Here is a 23,089-nt window from a genome sequence, read left to right on the forward strand (position 1 = left end):
GCGATCATCATCCCGCTTATATACCTTGGCCTCCGGACACTTCAATCCGCTGAGCGTTGACCCAGCGATTCTCCTCAGACAACAAACTCGCGATCATCGGTCCAATATCGTCCGGTAGCCCGGTGCGGCCGAGCGCGGTCATATCCGCGAACAATTTGTTGACCTCAGAATTGTCGCGGACGGCGCCGCCGCCAAAGTCAGTTTCGATTGCGCCTGGCGCCACAGTGTTGACCGCAATACCTCGGCCACCCAGTTCCTTGGCCATGTACACGGAAAGTACCTCGACCGCGCCCTTGACGGCTGCATAAGCGGCGTAGCCGGGAAAGGAAACCCGCGTCAACCCGGAGGATAGGTTAATGATACGGCCGCCATTGGCGATCATTGGCAGCAGCGCCTGAGTCAAAAAGAAAACGCCCTTGAAATGGACATTGACCAGCCCGTCGAACTGCTCCTCGGTGGTCTGTTCGATCAGAGCGTAATCACCTTGACCGGCGTTATTCACCAAATAATCGAATGTTTCGCGCTGCCAGATCTCGCGTAATGCCTTCTGAAGCTGCCCAGCGAATGGCGCGAAACCAGCAATTTTCCCGGTATCGAGTTGCAAGGCGATCGCCTTGCGCCCCAAGGCGTTGATGGTGGCGCCACTTCCCTTGCTGCTGCAGGCGCTGCGCCAAGGTCATCTCATCGGCCTTGAGCTGGGCGGCGAGGTCTGGGTTCATGTCGAATGGCAAATTCACGGTCATTTTCACATGGAACAGCATGATGCTCTCCTCAGGTTTGATGAACGGTAGGTGGCTAGTTGCTTTATCGCTTTAGAATGGTGTTTGACTCACACTAGCGTTGGCCATCAAGTGAGCGCACGACCGCGTCGCACGATATCAGTCGATGGGCGTCCCCCTGCTCTTGCGCATGTTGCTGGCCCCAATCCTGGAGCGACGAAATCAGAGGTTCAAGACTCAATCCCAATGGCGTCAACGAGTAATCAACGCGTTGCGGCTCTTCAAGAGAGGTTTTTCGCCAAACAATGCCGTGTTGTTCGAGCGCCTTGAGCTGCTGGATAAGGACTTTCTGCGAGATGCCGGTAATTTGAGTCTCTATCTCGCACGTTCGCTTGGGACCCTCCAGCAATACATGGATGATGACTGCTTTCCAGCGTCCTGAAATGATGCCAAGGGTTCGCTCGATGGGTAGGCGGGGAAGCATTTTTGTAAGGGTCATAGGGCGATTTAATCTTGCATACCAAAGGGTGTGTAGATAGGAGAATAAGCTCTAACTAATCTGGTTCTCCAGTCCACTTTGGAGATAATTCAGATGTCCTCCTTGTTCAAGGCCTATGCACTAGGTACCCGCAAGCTGCAAAACCGCATCGTCATGGCCCCGATGACCAGATCACGCACCTCCACCGGGGACGTCCCCAATGCGCTTATGGCGGCCTATTATGCGCAACGAGTGAGTGCTGGCCTGATCATTACGGAAGCTACCGATGTCTCGGCGTATAGCAAGGGCTACGCTTGCACTCCCGGCATTTATACAGCTGAGCAGACTCAAGGTTGGCGCCTAGTTACCGACCGAGTCCATCTCCATGGCGGTACGATCTTTCTGCAAATCTGGCACGTCGGCAGAATGGCCCACCACACAATGCTGCCTAACGGAGAGGCGCCGCGTGGTGCGACCGATGAGCGGGCAGCACAATCCGATGTATTCATCTACGACAGCACAGGTGCGGCGGTTTTCGTTCCCGCGGATACTCCGCGCAAGATTGAGACCGACGAGGTCGCAGGACTGCTCAATGAGTTTACGCTCGCCTTCAGAAACGCGAAGGCTGCCGAGTTTGATGGTGTGGAAATTCACGGCGCCAATGGTTATCTCTTCGATCAGTTCATGAACTCGACCCTAAACACGCGTACTGATCAATTCGGGGGGCAGACACCTCAAACGCGAACGCGTCTGCTGCTGGATGTGGTCGACATTGCGATTCGGGAACTAGGGGCCGATAAGGTTGGCGTTCGTGTCTCCCCATTTGGAAAGTTCAATAGCATGCCCTCTGATCCATTCGCAGAAGAAACTTTGCTTTACCTGAGCAGCGAGTTGAATCGCCGTGAAATTGCCTATCTGCATGTCGTCTACCAACCGTTACCTGCAGGCAACACTGTGGACAGCGAGTTCAACGAAATTAATCTCAGTGACGACTTGGTGCGCGAGGTGCGCAAAGCCTTTAAGGGAACATTGATCTGGTGTGGAGGATTTGACCAACAAGCGGCTCAGGCGGCAATGGATGACGGTTGGGCAGACCTGATAGCTTTCGGCAGACCTTTCATTGCCAATCCTGACTTGGTGGATCGTTTGAGAAACAATTGGCCGCTTGCCGAGGCTCCTCATTCCACCTTCTATACGCGCGACGGTGAGAAGGGCTATACCGACTTTCCATATTTCGAATAAGTCGTTACGCGTCCGCCAAATCACACCTTGGCTGCGAAGTCGGTAGTAGAAAGTATGGTTCAAAGAGCTGTTGGGGCCGCATCAGTGATCCCAGCAGCCACTTACCGACTATCCATTGGCATGATAGAGATGCCTTGAGCGAGATGAAGGCGTTCTTGTCGCATAAGCGCCCGCTTGAAAAGGCTAGAAATGGTGTCCTCTTTGCACTCAAAGCAGGCAGGAACCACAGCTTTTGCATCCCAAGATGATTCTAGGGAGCTTGAGCAAGGTAACGAGCAAAATTATAAATCACTGCTTTGGTTCAGTCGGCGTTAAATCACAGAGGTTCAGGCACTTGCGATCAGCGATAACAGGCGTGGCTCAATAAATGACTTCTTCTGCACTGCTTGGACTCCATTCTTGATCGAGACGATTTCGGCCATCAGCGACAAGGCTATTTCCGGCGGAGTATGACTACCAATATGTAAACCAACAGGCCCATGCAATCGAGCAATTTCATCCTCCGTCAACCCAAGCAACAGTAGGTTTTCTCGACGTTTGAGTGTGTTAACTCGAGAGCCAAGCGCGCCGATATAGAAAGCATCGGACTTCAGTGCTGTCAATAGTGCCATGTCATCCAACCTTGGATCATGGGTGAGCGCGACGATGGCAGTATGTGCATCAGGGACGATAGCTTGCACGGCATCGTCAGGCATTCCCGGAACAAAGCGGGCTCCTTCGTCCTCCCAGCCATAGGCGAACTCTTCTCGCGGATCGCAGATAAGGACGTCGAAATCCAGCATTCGAGCCATAGACGCCACATAGCGGGACAGTTGTCCAGCGCCAATCAATAGCAGACGCCAGCGCGGCCCATAAACAGTTTTCAGTCGTTTTCCGTCGAATTCAAGGAAATCATCGCGCGTCGCAGCACCCAACTTCGACTGACCTGTGCTTAGCGACAGTTCACGACTCACAATTTCGTGGTTTTCGCAGCACGCCAACAGTTCTTCGACCCAGGACGGATCAGTTATCCGTTCTTCGGTTAACCGTAACGTGCCTCCGCAGGGCAGTCCAAAACGGGCCGCTTCTTCCCTGCTCAATCCGTAGGTGATCAGTTGTACGGGAACATTGAGCACTTCATGATCCCGTTCTGACTGACGACGCGCGATCAAATCATCTTCAATGCACCCTCCCGACACTGACCCGATCACCATGCCATCTTCGCGCAAGGCTAACATCGCGCCTGGTGGACGGGGTGCACTTCCCCATGTCTGGATGACCGTATAGAGCCAGACAAGATGTCCGTCGCGCCGCCATTGCAGGACGTTTTTCAAGACGTTGAGATCGACGCTGTCCATGGGGCCTCCGGACATACTTGAAAGATAGAGACTTAATTCAGGGTGGGAATGTGGCTGAAAGCCCGCGCTGAGCACCCAGAAAAAACACTCGCTGCTGCATCACAGCAGCGGGTAGTTTTGCCGCTATTGCGGGCAGTCAAACACTAGTGCTTGCGGTATGCCCCAACGCGGCCAGCACTTTGGCCTCGGTGAAAGGTATTGACCGCAGACGCACTCCCGTGGCGTCGAATACCGCGTTACCGACTGCCGCACACACCACGGCCGCGGCAATTTCACCTACGCCCAGCGGAGGTTCCGTGGGACGTTCGATCAACTCAATTTCGATCTCCGGAACTTCCGGGAATGTGAGGATCGGATAGGACGCCCAGTCGCGGCTGGTCACGGTCGACTGATCGAACTTGAGTTCCTCTCGCAAGGTCCGGCTGAGGGTTTGCACGATGCAGCCTTCGATCTGGTTGCGGGTCCCGTCGGGATTGATCACCAGCCCACAGTCATGAGTGACGTAGAACTTGCGCGCAAGGATCTTGCCGGTTTTTCGGTTTACCTCAACGTCCGCCACCATGGCCACGTAGGTTTTCGACAAGTCGTATTTGACGTAGGCCAGTCCCCTCCCCCTTACCGTCTCGTCGGTACCGGCCGGGCGAGGATAAGCCCCTGCCTGCCACTTCGATATCGTTGCCAAACGTTGCAACACCTCGGCACCACGCAAGTCGGTGGGATCGATGCTTTTGAGACGGATCGTCATCGGATCAATTCCTTCAACTGCTGCAATTTCGTCGAGAAAACTTTCGTTGGCAAAAGTGTTCTGCATCCGTCCCGGGGAGCGAATCCATGCAGGACGAAACGGCGTATTGGCCAAGCGGTGACCTTGAGTGAGGATATTGGCGAACCGGTAAGGAATGCCTGAGTTTCCCATCACGCCGCCCGGTGAGATGAAGTCTTCATGGGGCATGTCGCTCAGGTCGGCAGCGATTAGCGCCACCGTACCCGGTTTGCCGTCCGGCACGAAGAAGTCGCTTTGCCACGCGGTCAAATGGTTGTCAGCGTCGAAACCGGCCTGCATATCGATGAGCGTCGGAGGCCCCTTCGGGTCCCACCCGTGTTCATCGGCACGCATCCACTGCACGCGCACCGGCTTGTTCATGATCTTCGCCAACAAAGCTGCATCTGCCGCGGCGTCCTCATGACCGTTGCGGCCATAACAACCGGCACCCTCCAGGTAAATTGCACGCACGTTTTTTGGATCAAGCTTGAACATCACCGCCAATTGCCGGCGCAAGGCATGGGTACCCTGTGATGCAGTCCAGCAAGTCAGATCACCGTCCTTGAACTGGGCGATGGCACACGAAGGGCCGATGGAGCCATGGGTATGAATGGCGAAATCATAGGTGGATTTCAGCGTGCGATGTGCGCTGCGCAAAGCCGCACCGGTGTCGCCCAACTTGCTGGAGACTTCGGTATTCGTCACGGGTGTAGCACGCACATGCTCCCAAAGCTTTTCCTGCTCGGGCAGTCCAGTCCAGTTCGTCCACGAAGCGCTGAGGGTTTTAGTCGCCTGTATCGCTGACCATTCCGTCTTGCCCACCACTGCCAGGAAATTTCCTTCGCGCACGACTTTCAATTGACCAGGAATGTCCTTGACCGACGCCTCATCAACGCTGATTAGCGTTGCCCCCATCGCTGGTGGCCGAATGACCCGGGCATGGAGCATCTCCGGCACCTTGAAATCCTGCATGTAGGTAAAGTCACCGGTGACTTTTGGTGGAATATCACGACGCGCCGCGGACTTACCGATGCTCCGGTATTGCATGGCATCTTTGAGCACCACGTTCGTCGCGATGGGCAAGTTCAACTGATCGCCGCCAACCAGTTCGCCATAGCTGAGGCCAGGTGCCCCAGGTGCGGTGGAGATCACGCCGTTGGTGACTTGCAAGTGATCAATGCCGACCTTCAAGCGCACGGCAGCTTTAGCTATCAATGCCTGACGGGCAGTCGCCGCAGCCTGGCGAATCTGCAACCCGCCATTGGTGATCGACATGCTGCCATATGTGGTGCCTTGATCCGGGGTCAATGCTGTATCACCCTGGATGATCGTGATCCGTTCAATCGCTACATCGAGTTCTTCGGCGGCCATTTGTGCCAGCGCGGTTTCAACGCCGGTACCCAGATCGACTTTGCCGGAGAAGACTGTGACCTGACCGGTTTTATCGATGGCTAAAAATCCGTCGACCTGATCGAGGTTAACGCTTTTTTCCTGAGTACCTGTTTGAGCAAGCAACTGAGCGGCTTGAGGTAGCAGGCTAAAGCCGACCACAACCGCCCCACCCTTGAGAAACCCTCGTCGACTGCTTGAGATATCAAACATGTTGGCCTCCCTGCATCGATTCGGAGGCGCGTTTTACCGCGCGCAAGATCCGCACATGAGTGCCGCACTTGCATAAGTTATTGGCCAGTTCCTGGCGGATTTGTTCGTCGCTCGGTGTCGGGTTACGACGCAGCAACGCCGCCGACTGCATGATCATGCCGTTGATGCAGTAGCCGCACTGCACTGCTTGTTCATCGATGAACGCTTGTTGCAGAGGATGCAAGGCGTCGCCTTCGGCCAAACCTTCAAGCGTAGTGACGCTGGAACCTACGACGGCGGATACAGGCATCAGGCAAGACCGCAACGCCTCTCCATTGAGCAATACCGTACAAGCACCACACTGGCCCAAGCCACAGCCGAACTTGGGGCCATGAAATCCAAGCTCATCGCGAAGAGCATATAGGAGTGGCATATTTGGATCATCAACTTCGACTGTAACTGTTTTTTGATTCACAACCAGCGATAGTGACTGACTCATGGTGCTCGCCTCTCTGCAAGAAAATGCCTGGTGACGTGCGCTCAATATACGCCTCACCCACCCAGCTGTTCACAACTTGTGTTTCAGCTGAAACCGATTAAGTTGCGATGATTTGTTCATTTGACCTCCTGTTGTATCCGCCAGCAGCAGATCGTTTCAGGAATGGTCGAACATCAAGCGTGACCGCTCAAACGATATGAAGAAAGGAGTCAGTTGACAAAATATCAACTCAATACTGAGGCGGATGAAAAAAGGCAGGAGTTGCCTCGCGCCTTTTTTTGTGGGAATGAACATCACTCGATCAAGCGACCCTCGCAGACATTGCCAAGCCGCCCAGCGCCAGCAGAGCACTACTGGCAATAAAACAGGCCAAGGCAGTCACTCCCATTTCCAAACCAAAAAATTCAATGAGATAACCCGTGGCCACTGGAATGATGCCGGCTGGTATGTAACCGCCGATATTGAATATCGCATTCGCTTCAGCTCGGCGATTGGCCGACACATTATCGGCAATCAGTGTCAACCCGCCTAATTGCCCCAGACCTTGACCCGCACCGGCAAACAAAGCGCCTACCAGAAGCCATGCAGCAGAGCCAAAGTGCAGCGCAAACCACAGACTCAGCATGCTTAAAATCGTCGAGAGGCCGCTGAGCAAAAACATTTTTTTAACGCTGAATGGCTTCATCGCAAATTGCACGAGCACCGCGGTAAGAAACATGAAAAACGCCATCACACCACTCAGGAGGGGTTGATTGGTATGTAAAAATGTCGCGAGCATCTTCGGTCCCAACGAAAGCACAAAAGACGTAGCTGTGATCCCAGGCCCGAAAAAGGTCACTCCCAGCAAGACAACGCCGATGCTCTGCTTTGGTATAGAGGGAAGCTTGGGACGGAACGTTCCTGTACCCAACTTGCGATGGGGTTGGCGAAGAACGGCGACCAGCGCGAGCAACAACAGCAGGATTTCAGTGCTGAAGACCAGGCGAATCGGATCCGCGCAGTAGTGGGCTATTACCCCCGCTAACAAAGGTCCCGAGCCCGCACCCGCGACCATGGCAACAGACGCCATTAACGACGCGAAATGCTTACGGTGGGACGAGGTCTGTTCAACTACATTGGCCATACCCGCAGAGACGACGATTCCTACTGATACGCCTGTCAGGAAGCGCGCAAGCATCAGGACGAAGACGCTTTGAGCCGCCTCAAATAACACTGCGGCTGCGATGGCTATCACAATGCATGGCAGCAACATTGCTTTGCGCCCATAGTGATCCGAAAGTTGTCCAGCAACAATTAACGTCATTAACAACCCGAGAATGTAACATCCGAAAATAACAGTCAGTATTCCCGAAGCAAATCCTAATTCATCCTGCCAAATTCCATATAACGGTGTTGCAGCATTGGAAAGTATAAATATTGCCGTGATTACCCAGGCGGCCCGCATGACGCCCAGTGTGTTGTCAGCTTTCACTTCGATATTCATCGTTAACACTCCGCATAAATTCCCGTAGTGGAGGGAGCATAAACAGTGCTCTTTGACTTACATATGCCCACGCGCGCGGAGTTCATGTGCAAATTTTCACAAGCGTGAGTGTTGAGTGTTGATAACGAACCTCAGCGAGGCCAAGCGAGTGGGATCTACTAAATGATTTCCCAAAGAAAAACCCCGGCAATAATGTCGCGGTTGTGGTTTCAGATGCTTATCCCCGCCCTTTTCCAGGCTCTTTTTCGTTCCGTAATCCACTGACGATTGGTTTTTTCTCAATCTTCCAACGCCATAAAATCAGTTGAACAAACCTCTGCTTGCTTCTGTAATGAAATTCACCCTGCCTGCATCGTCTGCCGCGTAACGACGATAAAGGTTGACCCGACACTGCTCGCTTGTCGCCTCGAATTGCGAGATTTCATTCAGAGAGAAACGACCATGTTTGAAAAAGTGAAGAGTTACGTCCACGGGAGATATGCGGAGCCGGTGGAAGGCGCGTATGTGGACAAAATCGATCCGCGCAGCGGGCTCAAACGCAGTGAAGTCGCCAACAGTGACGCACGCGATGTCGAGCTCGCTATCGAATCCGCATCCAGCGCATTGCAGGCATGGCGCGATATGCGCCCAGCTGACCGTGGTCGTCTACTCAACGACCTGGCTCGCATCATTCGGCGCAGTGAAAGCACCTTGGGCGCGCTGGAGAGTGCAGACACTGGCAAGCCGCGCAGTGAGATGTCAACGCTAATGGATCTCACCGCCCAATACTTCGAGTTCTATGGCGGCATCGTGAATGTGATGGATGGCGAAGTGATCAACCAAGGCCCGAATTACCATGTTTACACTCGGCGCGATCCATTCGGCGTTATCGGCGTAATTCTGCCGTGGAATGCCCCGCTCCACCAAGCTGCACGAGCAATCGCGCCAGCGTTGGCCACCGGCAATGTCGTCGTTGCGAAACCCTCCGAGCATACCTCCGCATCATTGGTAGAGTTGGCGCGCATTGCCGTGGAAGAAGCTGGAATACCCGCTGGCGTTTTCAACGTCATCGTTGGAAAAGGCAGCGTCATAGGGCCGGTCATGGCCCGTCATCCTGATATTCGCAAGATCTCCTTCACCGGTGGGTTGCGAGCAGGTCAGGAACTGGGGCATATCGCCGCAGAGCGCATTCTTCCACTGACCCTGGAATTGGGCGGCAAGTCAGCCAATATTGTCTTTGACGATGCTGACCTCGATGCTGCGGCAAGGGGTTCGACCACTGCCTTCACATGGAACAGTGGTCAATGGTGCGCGGCCGGCACGCGCCTGCTGGTACAGGAAAATATCTACGATCGTTTTGTGGAAAAGCTAGTCGCCGAAGTCGCAGTGCTGCGCGTCGGCCCGGAAGATGACGCCACTTCAGGCCCCATCACAACTCAGGCGCAATTCGAAAAAATCAAAAGCTATTTCGCCATCGCCGAACGCGAAGGTATGACGCTTGCTATCGGGGGCAAGGTGCTATCCCGGCCAGGACTGGATGAGGGGTGGTACATCGAACCTACGGTCTACACCCACGTCACTAACGATATGACGCTGGCTCGGGAAGAGATCTTCGGACCGATCGTGTGTGTCATACCGTTCAAGGATGAAGCCGACGCCTTGCGCATTGCCAATGATAGTGAGTTTGGATTGGGGGCCGGGATCTGGAGTCGGGACATCGGGCGCATCCATCGCGTGGCAGGCAGACTGGAAGCCGGGCGAATCGTGGTCAACGAGTACAGCGGCGGCTTCGTGCAGACGCCCTGTGGTGGTTTCAAACAAAGCGGATATGGGCGCGAACAGGGTGTTGATGCCCTGTCTCATTACACTCAATTGAAATCAGTGATTATCCGTTTGTAAGAACGGAGGTCGCTTAATCGCCCTCAGACAGACAGGAGATTCCCATGCTGTTTCACGTATACATCCAGATCAACATTCCACATGACGCGGACCAGGAAAAAATTCGAAACCTCAGCGCCCAGGAGGTCAAGCAGGCGCAAGAGCTTCAGCATCAAGGGAAGTGGCTACATCTATGGCGGGTCGCTGGGAAATGGGCAAACGTCAGTGTTTTCGATGTCGACAGTATCGACGAGCTTCACGCAATCCTGAGCGATCTGCCGCTGTTCCCCTTCATGGCGCTCGACATAACACCGTTGTGCAAACACCCTGCGGCCATAGGGTAAGGCAAAACCTCATTGGGAATTTTTGCTGAGGTGATAAGCAATCGTGCCGAATTCCCAGGCAAAGCGCACCTCCGCAAGATAGACCTTGTCAACGCCAGATAAGGAACCTGATCATGATAAAGAACCTGATTCCTGCCCTTTGCCTTGTCTGGCTGAGTGCTGTACTTGCGCCTGCATACGCAGCCAACGACAGTACGCTCGTCAGTACCGGTGAATACCTGGCGAGAGCCGGAGATTGCGCCGCCTGCCACACTGTTCCCGGAGGCAAGCCATTTGCCGGCGGGCTGAAAATGGTGACGCCCATGGGCGCCATTTACTCCACCAACATTACCCCTGATCGTGAATCCGGCATTGGTCGCTACAGCGAGGCCGAATTCATACGAGCGGTTCGCGAAGGCGTAGCCCAGGACGGCCATCGCCTTTATCCGGCCATGCCATTTCCTTCCTATGCGAAAATCAGCGACGAGGACATGCATACGCTCTATACCTGGTTCATGCAGGAAGTCCCCCCCGTCGCCCAGGCCAATACAGCGTCGGACATTCCCTGGCCGCTTAGCATTCGCTGGCCATTGATGTTCTGGAGTTGGACGTTTCTAGAGGATGAACGCTACACCGCCGTCCCGCAGCAGTCTTCAGAATGGAACCGCGGCGCTTATCTGGTCCAGTCCCTAGGGCATTGCGGTGCCTGTCACACGCCGAGAGGAATCGGTTTTCAGGAACTGGGGCTGGATCAAAACAGCCCTCGCTACCTGAGCGGTGCACAGGTCGACCATTGGTTCGCTTCCAATCTGACCGGCAATCACAACACGGGGCTAGGTCGCTGGGACATCCAGGACATTGAAAACTTCCTGCGCAGCGGCGCTAATCGGCACGCGACCTCGTTCGGCTCAATGACCGAGGTGGTCAACAATAGCAGCCAACACCTGACTGAACAGGATTTGCGTGCCGTCGCGGTGTACCTGAAATCCCTGCCCGGAGCCCGTGACGATGATGGAGCACCCTTTCAACCGGGAGCGGGCCTGGCAACCAGCCTCAGTGGCAATCGTGGCAGCCTGCTCTACGCTAACCATTGTCTTCAATGTCACGGTAGCAACGGCCAAGGTCGAGCGCCTTGGCTGGCACCGTTAGCGGGGAACCCCAATGTGCTGGAGCCGGATCCATCATCGTTGATCAACGTCACCCTTAATGGCACCCCCTTCATCGTGCTCCATGGCATCCCCTACCCCTTCCCCATGCCCGGTTTCCACGCCGCGCTGAACAATCAAGACGTGGCCGACGTGGTGACTTATCTGCGCACCGCGTGGCACAAGGAGGGTTCGAGCGTGACGGCTGAACAGGTGAAAAAAATCAGGGACGTGACGCAAGGGGTACATTGATCGCGATCCAGCCTACTGCGGCTCACGCGAGCAAGACGCGCGACTGCCTCTAGCGAGTGTTTTGCCGCAGCCAAGGCTAATGCCTAACCTGAACCAGTTTTCGACAGAGCATCGCCACGGGATCGGTGAGGGATCGATCCGTCACCGCCTCACTACCCATCGCAATGATGACCCCTGAAAGCATCGACAGCATGCACTGCGCGATCAGGTCGATATTGCACACTTGAAACAGTTCCTGCTCAATGCCGTGAGCAATAATCTCACTGAGTTCGCCCACATAACGTGCGTGAAGCTTGATCAGTTGGCACTGTGATGCTTCATCGATATGGCGCATTTCCCGCTCAACCAAACGCTCTTCACATCCGAACTCAATACTGCGGCGCAGATGAAACAGCACAAATGCATCGAACTGGTCCAGAACGCCTCCAAGTGCAGGTTTGAAGGCTTGCCAGGCGTCGAGCCGCTCCTGCAACACCGACGTCAGCACCTGTTCAAGCAACTCCCGCTTTCCGGGGAAATGGTAGTAAAGACTACCTGCATGCACCCCGAGCGTTCTGGCCAATGTGCGCATGGACATGGCGCTGTAGCCTTGTTCGAGCATCAATTGGGTGGCGACTCGCACGATTGCCGAGTCGCACAACACCGGCCGTTCTTTAAGGAGCGAATTCATTCGTCACACCGCCCATGCCCACTCGCTATGCATAGGCAGGCAACTTGCTCAATCCAAAAAGCACCTTGCGCAAGAGCCTTCGGCATCTGAAGCAAAATTTCCGGTTAATTTGCATGAGCCAGTACCTGACGAGCGCGCTGTAGCACTGGCGCGTCAACCATCTGTCCATCGAAGCGAAACGCTCCCCCTTCCTTTTCAGCCGCAGCAAGGACGTTACGTGCCCACTCCACCTCACGCGCCGCAGGGGCGTACACCGTTGCGACCACTGTCAGCTGAGCAGGATGTATGCACAGCAAACCATCAAACCCCATACCCCGTGCGCGATGTGCTGCCAGAGACAACCCGTGCAAATCACTGATATTGGCAAACACGGTGTCGATCGGCGGCGCCAGGCCCGCGCTCACGCTGTGCAACAGCAGTTGAAAACGAGCCTGATCCATGATCGTTGCGCTTTCTTCAGCGCCCTTCATACCCAAGTCCAGAGCCAGGTCCAGGCCCCCGAAACTCAAGCGCTCAACGCCTTTGGCCATTGCGATGCTCTGCAACGCAAGCAGGCCTCTGGCACTTTCAATCAGCGGCCACACGGGTTTGCTACAACGCAGGAGTGCCTCGACCTGAGCATCCGACTCGGCTTTGGGCAAGATCACACCGATAACACCAGGGTGCGCCGCGCAGAAGTCAATATCGGCGGCGTGCTCACAATGATCGGGCGCATTAATGCGCACCATCACTTGCGCTTGCGGATGACTACGCAGAAACGCTGCCAGATTGTGGCGAGCCTGTTGTTTGAGAGACTCCTCAACGGCGTCTTCAAAATCGACAATTACCCGGTCTGCGCCATAAGCCAGCGCCTTTGAAAACCGGTCCGGTCGACTCCCTGGAACAAACAACGCAGTGATCACCGACGGTAAGTTTCGTCCACTCATATCACTGCCCCCCGCTTCATTTGCGCAATAGATTCGGCCGTATAACCGAGCTCTTCAAGAATGGCTTCACTGTGCTCGCCCAGCGCGGGGACAGGGTCCATGCGAGGAGCGAACGCACTGTTGATGCCTGGAGGCAGCATTGCTGGAAGCAACCCTGCGGGGCTGTCAATCTGTACCCAGCGTTTGCGCGCTTTTAGTTGTGGATGGTTCCACAATCCGGCCATATCGTTGACGTTGGCGCTGGCAATCTGCGCGCGGTCCAGCCTCTCGACAATTTCCGCTGCCTTCAGATCGGCAAAGGTATCTACGATGATCTGCCGTAAAACCTTGCGATTGGTGGATCGCTGAACGTTGGCGGAAAAACGCTCGTCGAGTTTCAGGTAAGGCATCAGCAACACCTGGTCGCAGAAAGTTGCCCATTCGCGCTCATTTTGCAGACCGAGCATCACCGCTCCCCCGTCGCCAGCCGGGAACGGTCCGTAGGGGTAAATGGTGGCGTGAGAGGCGCCGGCACGCGGTGGCGGCTGAGCACCGTCGTAGGCGTAATACATTGGAAAGCCCATCCATTCAGCAAGACTTTCAAGCATGCTGACATCGACCCGACTGCCAAGCCCGGTGCGCCCGCGCAACAGCAACGCGGACAATATGCCGCTGTAGGCATACATACCGGCCGCGATGTCGGCGATCGAACACCCGGCCTTGGCCATCTCATCCTCGCCTGCCCCCCCTGTGACTGACAAGAAGCCGCTCTCGCTTTGAATCAACAAGTCATACGCTTTCTTGTCCGAGTAAGGCCCGCCCTCCCCGTACCCCGAGATGTCGCAGACGATAAGCCGCGGATACCTGTCGCGCAGCGCTTCAAACGACAACCCCATTCGCGCAGCCGCACCTGGTGCCAGGTTTTGCACCAGGACGTCGGCCTTGGCAAGTAAAGCGTCGAGTACACGGTCCGCCGCTTCTGCCTTGACGTCCAACGCGAGGCTTTCCTTCGAGCGATTGCTCCACACAAAATGTGATGCCAAACCGTTGGTTCGAGTGTCATACCCGCGAGCAAAATCGCCAACATCGGGTCTTTCAATTTTGATCACTCGCGCGCCCATATCCGCCAGTTGGCGCGTACAGAATGGCGCTGCAATAGCGTGTTCAAGGCTGACAACCGTGATCCCGTCCAACGGACACGTTGCGTTATTGTTTTGATTCATTAACGACTACTCCAACAGTGTCGACAGGTTGTCGGTGTACTGCAGCGCCCAGATACGTTCGATCAGCTGATTGATCTGGTCGGGTGTTCGTGCTTCAGAAAAGCTCAGCAATCTACGGAATTTTTCTTCCAGTTCGAGGCGAGACAGCGTGTTTCCCGGATCACCTTTAGGCTCATCGCATTTGCTGAGAAACACCCGGCCATCTGTTGTGGTGACTTGTACTCGACCGAGCCACTGCTGCGGGTAAGCGCGATCGACTTCCAGATCCAGTTCCATGCTGACGTTATTTGCAAAACTCGCGACATCCAGATCGGTCAGCGCTAGACGATCGAACTCAGTTAACCCTGCCTTTGCGTGAACGGCGATTAAACCCAAGACCGTTCCCATGGAAAATTTCGCCTGATGGACAGTCTTGGGCACTACTACGCGCCCCAGCACATCAATGGCCGCCTGATGGACGTGGGTGACCACCTTGGCAATGTTTTTATGGGTAAGCTCGTGTTCGCGCATCACGTTCTGCAGTGCGTCAGCAGCAGGATGGGTGTGCCGACATGAGGCGTGGAATTTGAAAGAGGTCTCAAGCAATGCCCATCGGCTACCAAGGCCGTTCGACAATTTGCCTGGATCGGCATCACTGGACATTCCAGCAGCCAAGCCTTGATCGCCTTCCAGAATATTGCGCGCTCCAGTAAGCCCGTCTTGAGTTAAATAGGCCGCGAGCAAACCATCTGCGGCAGCCTTAGCCGTGTGTAATTGCTTGGAGTCGGCGGCATCGCGCAAAAACTCCCAAAGCCCGGCCGCTTGAGTGCCGGCGGTACCCAGAAGATTTATAAATTGCTCCTGGTCGAATCCAAGCAACTTGCCCACCCCAACCGCCGACGCCAAGGTCCCGACAGTCGCTGTAGTGTGGAAAATACGATAATGCGAACGCCCTAGAAACTCACCAATGCGGATGCCTGCCTCATAGCCCGCAATCGACGCTAAAAGCAAGTCACGGCCCGACTTCCCATGCTCTTGCGCGGCGGCTAACACCGCCGGAAATACGACGGTTGCAGGGTGCAGTACCGAACTGTTGTGTAAATCGTCCTGCTCAACCAGATGCGACGAAGCGCCATTGACCAACGCCGCAAAGTACGCGGAAGTGCTGCGACCGTTGACGACGATTATGGCCTTGCCTTGCGTCGGTCCCATTGTTTCTGCGTAACGTTCAAACAGCGGGATCGGGTGCGCGCCCTGGCTCGCAAATGCACTGCCGAGCCAGTCAAGAAACAGTTCCTCTGTGCGGTTCAACACGTTGTCGGGGATGTGGGAGTAATTAAGATCAGCGAGAAAATTGGCTAATTGTTGTGTATGGCTCATGGGCTGACTCCCTTAAAAACTGCGAGGCAGTTCGAGCAAGTGCTCGGCTACGTACGACAAGATCAAGTTGGTGGAAATCGGGGCGACCTGATAAAGGCGTGTTTCGCGGAACTTGCGTTCAACGTCATACTCACAGGCAAAACCGAAGCCTCCGTGGGTTTGCAAGCAGGCATTGGCGGCTTCCCAAGAAGCTTTTGCAGCTAGATACTTGGCCATGTTGGCACTGGCACCGGCGTTAATGCCGCTGTCGTACTCTTCACAAGCACGCCAGCGCATGAGATCGGCCGCTTCGATTTCGATATGCGCTTCGGCAATCGGAAACTGGACACCTTGGTTTTGCCCGATCGGGCGCCCAAAAACCACGCGATCACGGGCATAAGCACTGGCTTTTTCAATAAACCAGCGGCCGTCTCCAATGCACTCTGCGGCGATCAACGTCCGTTCGGCATTAAGGCCGTCAAGGATGTACCTGAATCCTTTGCCCTCCTCCCCAATCAAGCTGTCGAGCGGCAATTCCAGATTGTCGAAAAACAACTCGTTGGTTTCATGATTGACCATGTTTGCTATCGGCTGGACAGTCAGGCCGTTTCCGATGGCTTCGCGTAGATCGACCAGGAAGATCGACATGCCTTCCGACTTCTTTTTCACTTCCGCCAGGGGCGTGGTCCGCGCCAGCAGGATCATCAGGTCGGAATGCTGGATGCGCGAGATCCAGACTTTCTGCCCATTGATTACATACTTGTCGCCCTTGCGAACGGCCGTCGTTTTGATCTTCGTGGTGTCTGTCCCCGTAGAGGGCTCAGTGACCCCCATGGATTGCAGCCGCAGTTCACCTGCAGCGATTTTGGGGAGGTAATAACTTTTCTGCTCTTCGCTACCGTGACGCAGGAGCGTAAACATGTTGTACATCTGCCCGTGCACGGTGCCGGAGTTACCGCCACAACGGTTGACCTCCTCGAGAATCACCGAGGCTTCGGCCAACCCCAGGCCAGATCCGCCATATTCCAAAGGAATCATTGCGGCCAACCATCCGGCGTCAGTCAGTGCTTTGACAAACGCTTCCGGGAAGCCCTTGCGCTCATCGACCTCACGCCAGTAAGCGCCGTCGAACTCCGCGCACAATGCCTGGACACCTTCCCGAATTGCGTTGAGTTCTTCATTTTTGTTTTGCATTGCAATCACTCTCAAAATGCCAGCAAGTGTGTTGGCTCACTCAGTCAAAAATCAGATCCGCGACCTGCGCGATCCCGCCTTCATTGCTCGCCCATAACTGCGCGTGGTTGGATTCAACTAGTGTTCCTCCAACTTCAAAGAGTTGGGGAGCGATCAATGGGCGTACGCCACGAAAGCTGAAGGTGCGCAGTTGCGCAGTGGGATGGGCGCGTAAAAATGCATGCAGATTCAGTGTGGCTATGAGTGGGCCGTGGACGACTTTTTCGGGATAGCCTTCAACGTCCACGACATAGGGAACGTCGTAATGAATACGGTGCGCGTTAAACGTGATGGCCGAATAACGGAACAACAGTACGGCGGTAGGAGAAACGGATTCATTCCACTGGGCTGCCGGCACTGCATTGCCGGGTGCCAGATTCGGTGCGCTGGCCTCGCGATACACAATGTCCTGTTCTTCGCGAATGCACAGGTGTCCGTTTTGGAAAAACTCGTGCCTTACCGTCACGAACAACAACTGGCCGCTGCGCCCGACTTTTTCTTCGATATGCGTGACGGTCGAGAGGCGGGACGCCTCAATACCGGCAAGCAGCGATTGAAAGAATTCGACGCGGCTGCCGGCCCACATTCGATTGCGATTGTCGGCAGGAGGCAGGAAACCGCCGCGGGCTGGATGTCCGTCTGCCCCCAGGCCAGACTCGGCCACGGGGTCCTGAAAAAAGCACCAGTGCCACAACGCTGGAAGCGGCGCGCCGGGCATTATCGGCTGCGCACCAAAAGTTGCCGCTACGCGCTTGATTTGTCCTGATCCCAGATCATCCACCGCCTGTTCAGTCTTGCCAAGCCAAGCGCTCAGGTCCTGATTACTCATGAAATGTGCGTCCTCGATTATTCGGTCGAGGCCGATAATGCGAGTGGCCTGGCGTTCTGTGAATCTACTTTTATTTAACCCGGCGTTAATACAAAATTAACGCTTCAGCTAGCAGGAAAGGGCTTTGCCGATGCACTTTGATTTGACCGATCTGCGGTTGTTCATACACATCGCAGAAGCCTCCAGTCTGACTCAGGGGGCGCGACGAGCCTTCATCTCGCCTGCCGCTGCAAGCGTGCGGATTAAGGCGCTGGAATCGCAGTTGAACAGCCACTTGTTGTATCGCGACAGCAAGGGTGTCGATCTGACGGACGCCGGGAAGAAGCTTTTGCAGCATGCGCGATTGATCATGCGTCAGGTCGGTTACTTGAAAACCGAGTTCGCCGAATTCGGCACCGATTCTTCCGGACACATTCGCATTTTCGCCAATACAACTGCTGTCACTGAGTTCCTTCCGGAACTGCTGGCAGGATTCCTCGCTGCACGCCCTGGTGTGACGGTTGATTTACGGGAGCGCCTATCGCGCGACATCATTCGAGGGGTACTTGATGGCTCAACGGATATCGGCATCATTGCCGGCTCTGTTGCGGCGAAAAACCTTCAAGTGTTGCACTTCAGTACAGACCGACTGGTGCTTGTGGTACCCAAAGAGCACGAGCTGACACAACGCAAGCACATAAAATTGCGTGACACTGTGGCGTTCCATCACGTCGGCTTGCAAGAAGGCAGCACGCTCCAGGCGTTTGTCCGTGACCAGGCCGAGTTGTTGGGTGAAACCCTGGTATGGCGAATTCAGTTGTCGAGCTTCGAGGCAGTTTGCCGAATGGTTGAGGCGGGTGTCGGCATTGGCGTCATACCGGAGTCGGCCGCCATCCGTAACAGTAAAACCATGAATCTGGCCATATTATCGTTGGACGAGCCTTGGGTCGTTCGCGAACGCAGCATCTTGGTTCGTGACATAGAAGCATTGCCCGGCTGTGTGAAGGCGTTGATCGCGCTATTGCAAGATCAGCATTGAAGGCGCCCTTCGCAGACGCGATCAAGAAGGATGAAATCTGGAATGTCAGGTCAGGCTAGTGCCAGACATTAGTCCTTCAGTCAGCAACGACACCAAAGGCTGGACTAAATGTTGAGTGCGAACATCATCTCCGATCACAGCCACTTCAGTGGTGGGCAGCGTTGGCAATTTTTCCGAGGGCTCGACGATTTTCATCCCTTCTTGCAGAAATGAAGTGCCAAGGGCGGTGATACCCAATCCGCCTGCTACGGCTGCTTGAACGCCAATAAGATTGCTGGCCAGACAGGCCGAAGTCCACTCGCGCCTTACCGAAGCCATCGCCTCGATCATGATCGCGCGGTACGCGCATGGCGGTCGCATCATCACCAGGCGCACCGGCCGCGATGCTTCAATTTCATAATCCTTTGCGGCAATCCAGACCAGTGGTTCACGCCAGATGATTCTGCCTCGTTGGGCCGTGGCGCTGATCTTGCGTTTAGCGATCACCACATCCAGCAGTCCTGCTTCGTGGTCCGCCAACAAGTCGTTGCTGAGGCCAGTGGTGAGTTCCAGCTGAATATCCGGATAGAGTTTGCTAAAGCGGGAGAGCAGTCGTGGCAACTGGGTAGGCACCAGGTTCTCAGAGATGCCGAGACGCAGGACATTCACCCCCTCTGGCTCCCTGATTTCACGGACGAAATTGTCAAAGTGCACCATCATTTTGCGTGCGCCAACCAGAAGACGTTCGCCCTCCGGGGTCAGGGTCAATGCACGACTGGTGCGCTCGAAAACGCGCATGCCAAGTACTTCTTCCAACCGGATGATTTTCTGACTCACCGCTGATTGCGATCGTGCAATCACCTCAGCCGCCGCCGTGAAGCTTCCCGTTTCTGCGACTGCGATAAACGCCCGAAGCAAATCGATATCAACGTCGCCCGCTTGCATGATGAATTCGCCTATCAACTAGATGCCATTAACTTTATGCGTTTGAATTATAGATAGCAAACTCCGAACATCGTGCTTGTGATCATCCCCCAGGGACGTTCACCGATTAATCCGGCGTCACCACTGAATGGGACGCGGAGCCAAAATTCCAGGAGATAGAAAATGCCTGACAATAAAGCTGTAGAAATTGTTGAACGCTTCTGGCGCGAAGTCTGGCAGGCGAAAGATCCGCAGGCCGCCGCGCGCTTTGTTGCTGAAGACTTTGTCATTACCTCTGGCGGGGTCGATGTCGTCGGCCGTGAAGCCTTTATTGAGTGGATCGGCGTCTTTCTGTCGAAGATCGAAGATTTCACATTTGGCAGCATCGAGACCTTCCAGAACAAAGAAGGTACTCGCGTGGCCTCACGGTGGAAACTAACCGGCAAGAACAAGGGCTTCATAGGTGCTCGCTCGTGTAGCACACCTTTCGAAATGCTCGGTACTGCGGTTTGGGAAGTACGCCCAGACGGTCTGCTGGCGCACAACTGGGTAGAGCGCAATTCGCTTGAGGTTCATCGCGACGTTATCGGTCTCTGAGGTCGAATCGCTGCCTCAACACTCGGCTTACCTCCCTCGGTTTCGTCCACGCAACGTACGGAGGGAGTCTTGATCAACGAGGTTATTGCAATGAAAAACCTGCTTCCATTGGCAGTTCTGGTGTTCTGTTCCACAGTCATGGCAGGTCAGTCAACAGATGAACGCCATGTAGAAATTGAACCGTATCGCTACGCAATGCACCTGGACATCGCCAGTGTGATTTCGATTACGACCCCAGCGGATAAGTGCAATGCCGCTCCCGTGACCATGATCTACCGCGACTCCAGTGGACACATCAAAGGGCTTGAATACCTTTCGTTGTCAACAGATTGCGACGCCTTCGGCGGTTAACGGTTACACCCGCGCATCAAACGACTTCGGCTCCTTACGCCTCACCGCTTGCATTATAAAAACAAGAGCAAGCCCCCTCTCCGCCCCTGCGAGTACAAACGAAATAGTTAAATCGCCGAGTAATCACTCGACGAATTATCTAACGAATCACATCGCGAGCAGGCAATGTCACACACTATTTTCTTCGCTTTATGCGGCAGGTACTCGCGCATCCAGCACAGGTTCCAGGCGAGGAGTTCGTACCATCAAGGTCATGATCAATATTCCGATCAACAACAGTCCGGTAACGGCGAACAACCCGTTCGCAAAACTGCCCGTAGCCGTCTTGATCGCGCCCATCATGTAAGGTCCGACAAAGCCACCCAGCATCCCGATCGTGTTCACATAAGCGATCCCCCCGGCGGTAGCGCCGGCCGGCAGATAGCTCATTGGCATTGCGAGGATGATCGGCATTGCAGAGAACACACCGAGCGCTGCCAGTGTCAGCCCGAAAATACTCAGGCCAAAATGGCCCTGAACAAATGGCAACATCCCAAAACCTACCGCCGCCAGCAATGAACACGCAGAAATATGAATACGCCGCTCGAGTCGCTGATCGGAATGTCGTGAAATCAGGATCATTCCGATCGTGGTGAAGGCGTAAGGCACGACGGCCCACATGCCGATCTGCGTCGCGGTGGTCAAGCCTGCTTCCCGCAACATCATAGGCATCCAGAAGTTGACGGCGTTGTGGCCACAAACGATGGTGAACCAGGTCAAGGCGATCAAGTGGATCGGAGGTTCTCGCAGAGCGGCCAGGAAACCTCTATCGACTGCCGGCTGGAAACTCGCCAAATGCCGTATTACTTTGGCCTTTTCGTCGGGTCTGAGCCACTTGCAGGTACTCGGGCCATCAGAGAGCAACGCCAGTGCGATGAGGCCCAGCACGATGGACGGAACTCCTTCTATGACAAACAGCCATTGCCAGCCTTGCAGCCCGGCAATCCCATGGAACGCATCCAGAATGACCCCTGACAACGGCGCCCCTGCCACGCCAGCGATAGCCGACCCGCAGAGAAAAATCGCGGCCATTTGAGCCCGTCGGGCCGGTGGAAACCAGAACGTCAAGTACAGCAATACCCCCGGAGCGAAGCCGGCCTCAAAAGCGCCGAGCAACAGGCGCATGAGATAGAACGAGGTGGGACTATGAACGAGCATGGTGCAACACGACACAAAACCCCAGCCGATCATGATTCGGGCGATAGTGACCCGGGCACCCAGACGTTTCATCAACAAATTGCTGGGTATCTCGCAGCACACGTAACCGAAGAAAAAGATACCCGCCCCTAGCCCGTAGACGGCGTCGGAGAAACTCAGGTCGGCTTTCATATGTAATGCAGCAAACCCGACGTTCACTCTGTCCAGATAGGCGAACACGTAACAGACGAACAGAAACGGCATGAGCCGCCAGGCAATTTTTCGGTAAACAGGATCGTTGTCATCGATCAACGCCATGGCGCCTTGAGCGACGGAGGATTGGAGTTGCATGGATCGAATCTCCTGCAAATATTGTTATTGGAAGTGCGCAAGAAAGATTTCATCGAGTCAAACTCGGGGCTGCGCTTTTAATACCCCGCGACATGGATTTCAAAAAGTAATGCTTGCTGCGCAAGCAGCATAAAAATTCACGCAAGTTAGAAAAACTGGTATCCGCGAACAATGCGAATTCGTAAATTCATTTAGAGTTCGCGGCGTACAGTTGATACGGATCAGGTGTCAACGAATGAAACGATCGGCATAGTCAGCGCCTAACCCGACACTTTCATAATGCTGACGGGCACTTTCCAGTTTCGTATAAACGTCTTCGTAATCCAGTGCATTACCGTAGGGATCTACATAGACATAGTTGCCGGTCACATGAAACAAGGTAATCATTTCGGTGACCTCTTCGGGCACTACCAGCGTATGGGTTTCTCCAGGTGGTTCAAACGCGTAGCTCCCTTCGGTGGCCACCCATTCGTGTTCGAGGTAATGCCAGTGGCCCCGTAAAGTAAACGCGTGCACCGGCCCACCATGGCGGTGGCGGGACAGTACACCTGAGCGCCGCACCCGGGTGAGGTTGACGAAGTAGCCGCCAGTCAGGCTAAGAATCAATGGCCGAAACCACACACCTTCGGCCTGGGGTACCCACTCGCGTTCATCGCAGTCGAGATTGAGCGCACCTGCCAGCAAAAAGTCGGCTGGCATACCGGCCGGCTGGTCGAATTGATAGGGCACCTTGGATCGATCACCACGATGAGAAGTCATCACAGGCCTTGCCAAACTTTGTTCTTGTACAGTCATTTTTATTCAACCTCACGGTCA

The 23,089-nt window shown here is 54.8% G+C and carries 21 protein-coding genes and 2 pseudogenes; 7 read left to right on the plus strand and 16 right to left on the minus strand.

Translation table 11 applies throughout. The annotated features are described in order from the left end of the window. Positions 1-16 precede the first annotated feature (16 nt). The 3 genes and pseudogenes from IB252_RS14810 to IB252_RS14820 form a co-directional block, all read right to left on the minus strand. A pseudogene (locus IB252_RS14810) lies at positions 17-640 on the minus strand (SDR family oxidoreductase); the annotation flags it as partial. Further along, positions 624-761: pseudogene (locus IB252_RS14815) on the minus strand (muconolactone Delta-isomerase family protein); the annotation flags it as partial. The pseudogenes IB252_RS14810 and IB252_RS14815, both read right to left, overlap by 17 nt. A 73-nt stretch (positions 762-834) precedes the next feature. Beyond that, positions 835-1,218, minus strand: coding sequence for a winged helix-turn-helix transcriptional regulator (locus tag IB252_RS14820; RefSeq protein WP_192409329.1), 384 nt, complete (start codon positions 1,216-1,218; stop codon positions 835-837). Positions 1,219-1,311: 93 nt separating this feature from the next. Between IB252_RS14820 and IB252_RS14825 the strand changes: the two genes are divergently transcribed. Next, positions 1,312-2,439: an alkene reductase gene (locus IB252_RS14825; RefSeq protein ID WP_192409330.1), complete on the plus strand. Its 1,128-nt coding sequence runs from the start codon at positions 1,312-1,314 to the stop codon at positions 2,437-2,439. Positions 2,440-2,765: 326 nt separating this feature from the next. Here the strand turns inward: IB252_RS14825 and IB252_RS14830 are convergent, their stop codons facing one another. The 4 genes from IB252_RS14830 to IB252_RS14845 form a co-directional block, all read right to left on the minus strand. After that, a complete protein-coding gene (locus IB252_RS14830) occupies positions 2,766-3,776 on the minus strand; it encodes an XdhC family protein (protein WP_192409331.1) in 1,011 nt (336 codons plus the stop codon). Positions 3,777-3,912: 136 nt separating this feature from the next. Continuing rightward, positions 3,913-6,141: a xanthine dehydrogenase family protein molybdopterin-binding subunit gene (locus IB252_RS14835; RefSeq protein ID WP_192409332.1), complete on the minus strand. Its 2,229-nt coding sequence runs from the start codon at positions 6,139-6,141 to the stop codon at positions 3,913-3,915. Next, a complete protein-coding gene (locus IB252_RS14840; protein WP_007969958.1) occupies positions 6,134-6,619 on the minus strand; it encodes a (2Fe-2S)-binding protein in 486 nt (161 codons plus the stop codon). Before IB252_RS14840 ends, IB252_RS14835 begins: the two co-directional genes overlap by 8 nt. Positions 6,620-6,920: 301 nt before the next feature. After that, positions 6,921-8,102, minus strand: coding sequence for an MFS transporter (locus IB252_RS14845; protein ID WP_192409333.1), 1,182 nt, complete (start codon positions 8,100-8,102; stop codon positions 6,921-6,923). A gap of 441 nt (positions 8,103-8,543) precedes the next feature. On the opposite strand from IB252_RS14845, the gene IB252_RS14850 reads away from it, so the two are divergent. From IB252_RS14850 to IB252_RS14860, 3 genes are all read left to right on the plus strand, one after another. Further along, entirely contained in the window at positions 8,544-9,980 is a 1,437-nt protein-coding gene (locus IB252_RS14850) for an aldehyde dehydrogenase family protein (RefSeq protein WP_192409334.1), read from the plus strand. Between the two features lie 44 nt (positions 9,981-10,024). Further along, on the plus strand, positions 10,025-10,303 hold the full coding sequence (locus tag IB252_RS14855) for a muconolactone Delta-isomerase (protein ID WP_192409335.1): 279 nt from the start codon (positions 10,025-10,027) through the stop codon (positions 10,301-10,303). 113 nt (positions 10,304-10,416) lie between these two features. Continuing rightward, complete coding sequence (locus IB252_RS14860; protein WP_192409336.1) at positions 10,417-11,679, plus strand: c-type cytochrome; 1,263 nt, start codon at positions 10,417-10,419, stop codon at positions 11,677-11,679. 76 nt (positions 11,680-11,755) lie between these two features. On the opposite strand, the gene IB252_RS14865 is transcribed toward IB252_RS14860, so the two are convergent. From IB252_RS14865 to IB252_RS14890, 6 genes are all read right to left on the minus strand, one after another. After that, positions 11,756-12,349, minus strand: coding sequence for a TetR/AcrR family transcriptional regulator (locus tag IB252_RS14865; protein WP_192409337.1), 594 nt, complete (start codon positions 12,347-12,349; stop codon positions 11,756-11,758). A gap of 104 nt (positions 12,350-12,453) precedes the next feature. Beyond that, positions 12,454-13,275, minus strand: coding sequence for an HpcH/HpaI aldolase/citrate lyase family protein (locus IB252_RS14870; RefSeq protein WP_192409338.1), 822 nt, complete (start codon positions 13,273-13,275; stop codon positions 12,454-12,456). Beyond that, positions 13,272-14,477 (minus strand): CaiB/BaiF CoA transferase family protein, encoded by a 1,206-nt coding sequence (locus tag IB252_RS14875; RefSeq protein ID WP_192409339.1) that lies wholly within the window; start codon positions 14,475-14,477, stop codon positions 13,272-13,274. Before IB252_RS14875 ends, IB252_RS14870 begins: the two co-directional genes overlap by 4 nt. 6 nt (positions 14,478-14,483) lie before the next feature. Beyond that, positions 14,484-15,836 (minus strand): MmgE/PrpD family protein, encoded by a 1,353-nt coding sequence (locus IB252_RS14880; RefSeq protein ID WP_192409340.1) that lies wholly within the window; start codon positions 15,834-15,836, stop codon positions 14,484-14,486. A 12-nt stretch (positions 15,837-15,848) separates the two neighbouring features. After that, positions 15,849-17,009, minus strand: coding sequence for an acyl-CoA dehydrogenase family protein (locus tag IB252_RS14885; protein WP_121101135.1), 1,161 nt, complete (start codon positions 17,007-17,009; stop codon positions 15,849-15,851). A gap of 40 nt (positions 17,010-17,049) precedes the next feature. Then, complete coding sequence (locus tag IB252_RS14890) at positions 17,050-17,877, minus strand: MaoC family dehydratase N-terminal domain-containing protein (RefSeq protein ID WP_192409341.1); 828 nt, start codon at positions 17,875-17,877, stop codon at positions 17,050-17,052. 130 nt (positions 17,878-18,007) lie between these two features. On the opposite strand from IB252_RS14890, the gene IB252_RS14895 reads away from it, so the two are divergent. Next, the gene (locus IB252_RS14895; RefSeq protein ID WP_192409342.1) at positions 18,008-18,895 is read left to right on the plus strand and encodes a LysR substrate-binding domain-containing protein; all 888 of its coding nucleotides are present in this window, start codon (positions 18,008-18,010) and stop codon (positions 18,893-18,895) included. A 45-nt stretch (positions 18,896-18,940) separates the two neighbouring features. Here IB252_RS14895 and IB252_RS14900 read toward each other — a convergent pair whose 3' ends face one another. Further along, complete coding sequence (locus tag IB252_RS14900; RefSeq protein WP_192409343.1) at positions 18,941-19,819, minus strand: LysR substrate-binding domain-containing protein; 879 nt, start codon at positions 19,817-19,819, stop codon at positions 18,941-18,943. Positions 19,820-19,981: 162 nt separating this feature from the next. Here IB252_RS14900 and IB252_RS14905 point away from each other — a divergent pair, with 162 nt between their 5' ends. Next, entirely contained in the window at positions 19,982-20,395 is a 414-nt protein-coding gene (locus IB252_RS14905; protein WP_008018018.1) for an ester cyclase, read from the plus strand. 69 nt (positions 20,396-20,464) lie between these two features. Further along, positions 20,465-20,746 (plus strand): DUF2790 domain-containing protein, encoded by a 282-nt coding sequence (locus IB252_RS14910; RefSeq protein ID WP_082240474.1) that lies wholly within the window; start codon positions 20,465-20,467, stop codon positions 20,744-20,746. 189 nt (positions 20,747-20,935) lie between these two features. Here the strand turns inward: IB252_RS14910 and IB252_RS14915 are convergent, their stop codons facing one another. After that, positions 20,936-22,240, minus strand: coding sequence for an MFS transporter (locus IB252_RS14915; protein ID WP_225607455.1), 1,305 nt, complete (start codon positions 22,238-22,240; stop codon positions 20,936-20,938). Between the two features lie 261 nt (positions 22,241-22,501). Next, positions 22,502-23,068, minus strand: a complete 567-nt coding sequence (locus IB252_RS14920; RefSeq protein WP_225607456.1) for a 2,4'-dihydroxyacetophenone dioxygenase family protein — start codon at positions 23,066-23,068, stop codon at positions 22,502-22,504. Positions 23,069-23,089 lie beyond the last annotated feature (21 nt).

Origin of the sequence: Pseudomonas sp. PDM10 (assembly GCF_014852295.1) — a bacterium.
Classification (GTDB): domain Bacteria; phylum Pseudomonadota; class Gammaproteobacteria; order Pseudomonadales; family Pseudomonadaceae; genus Aquipseudomonas.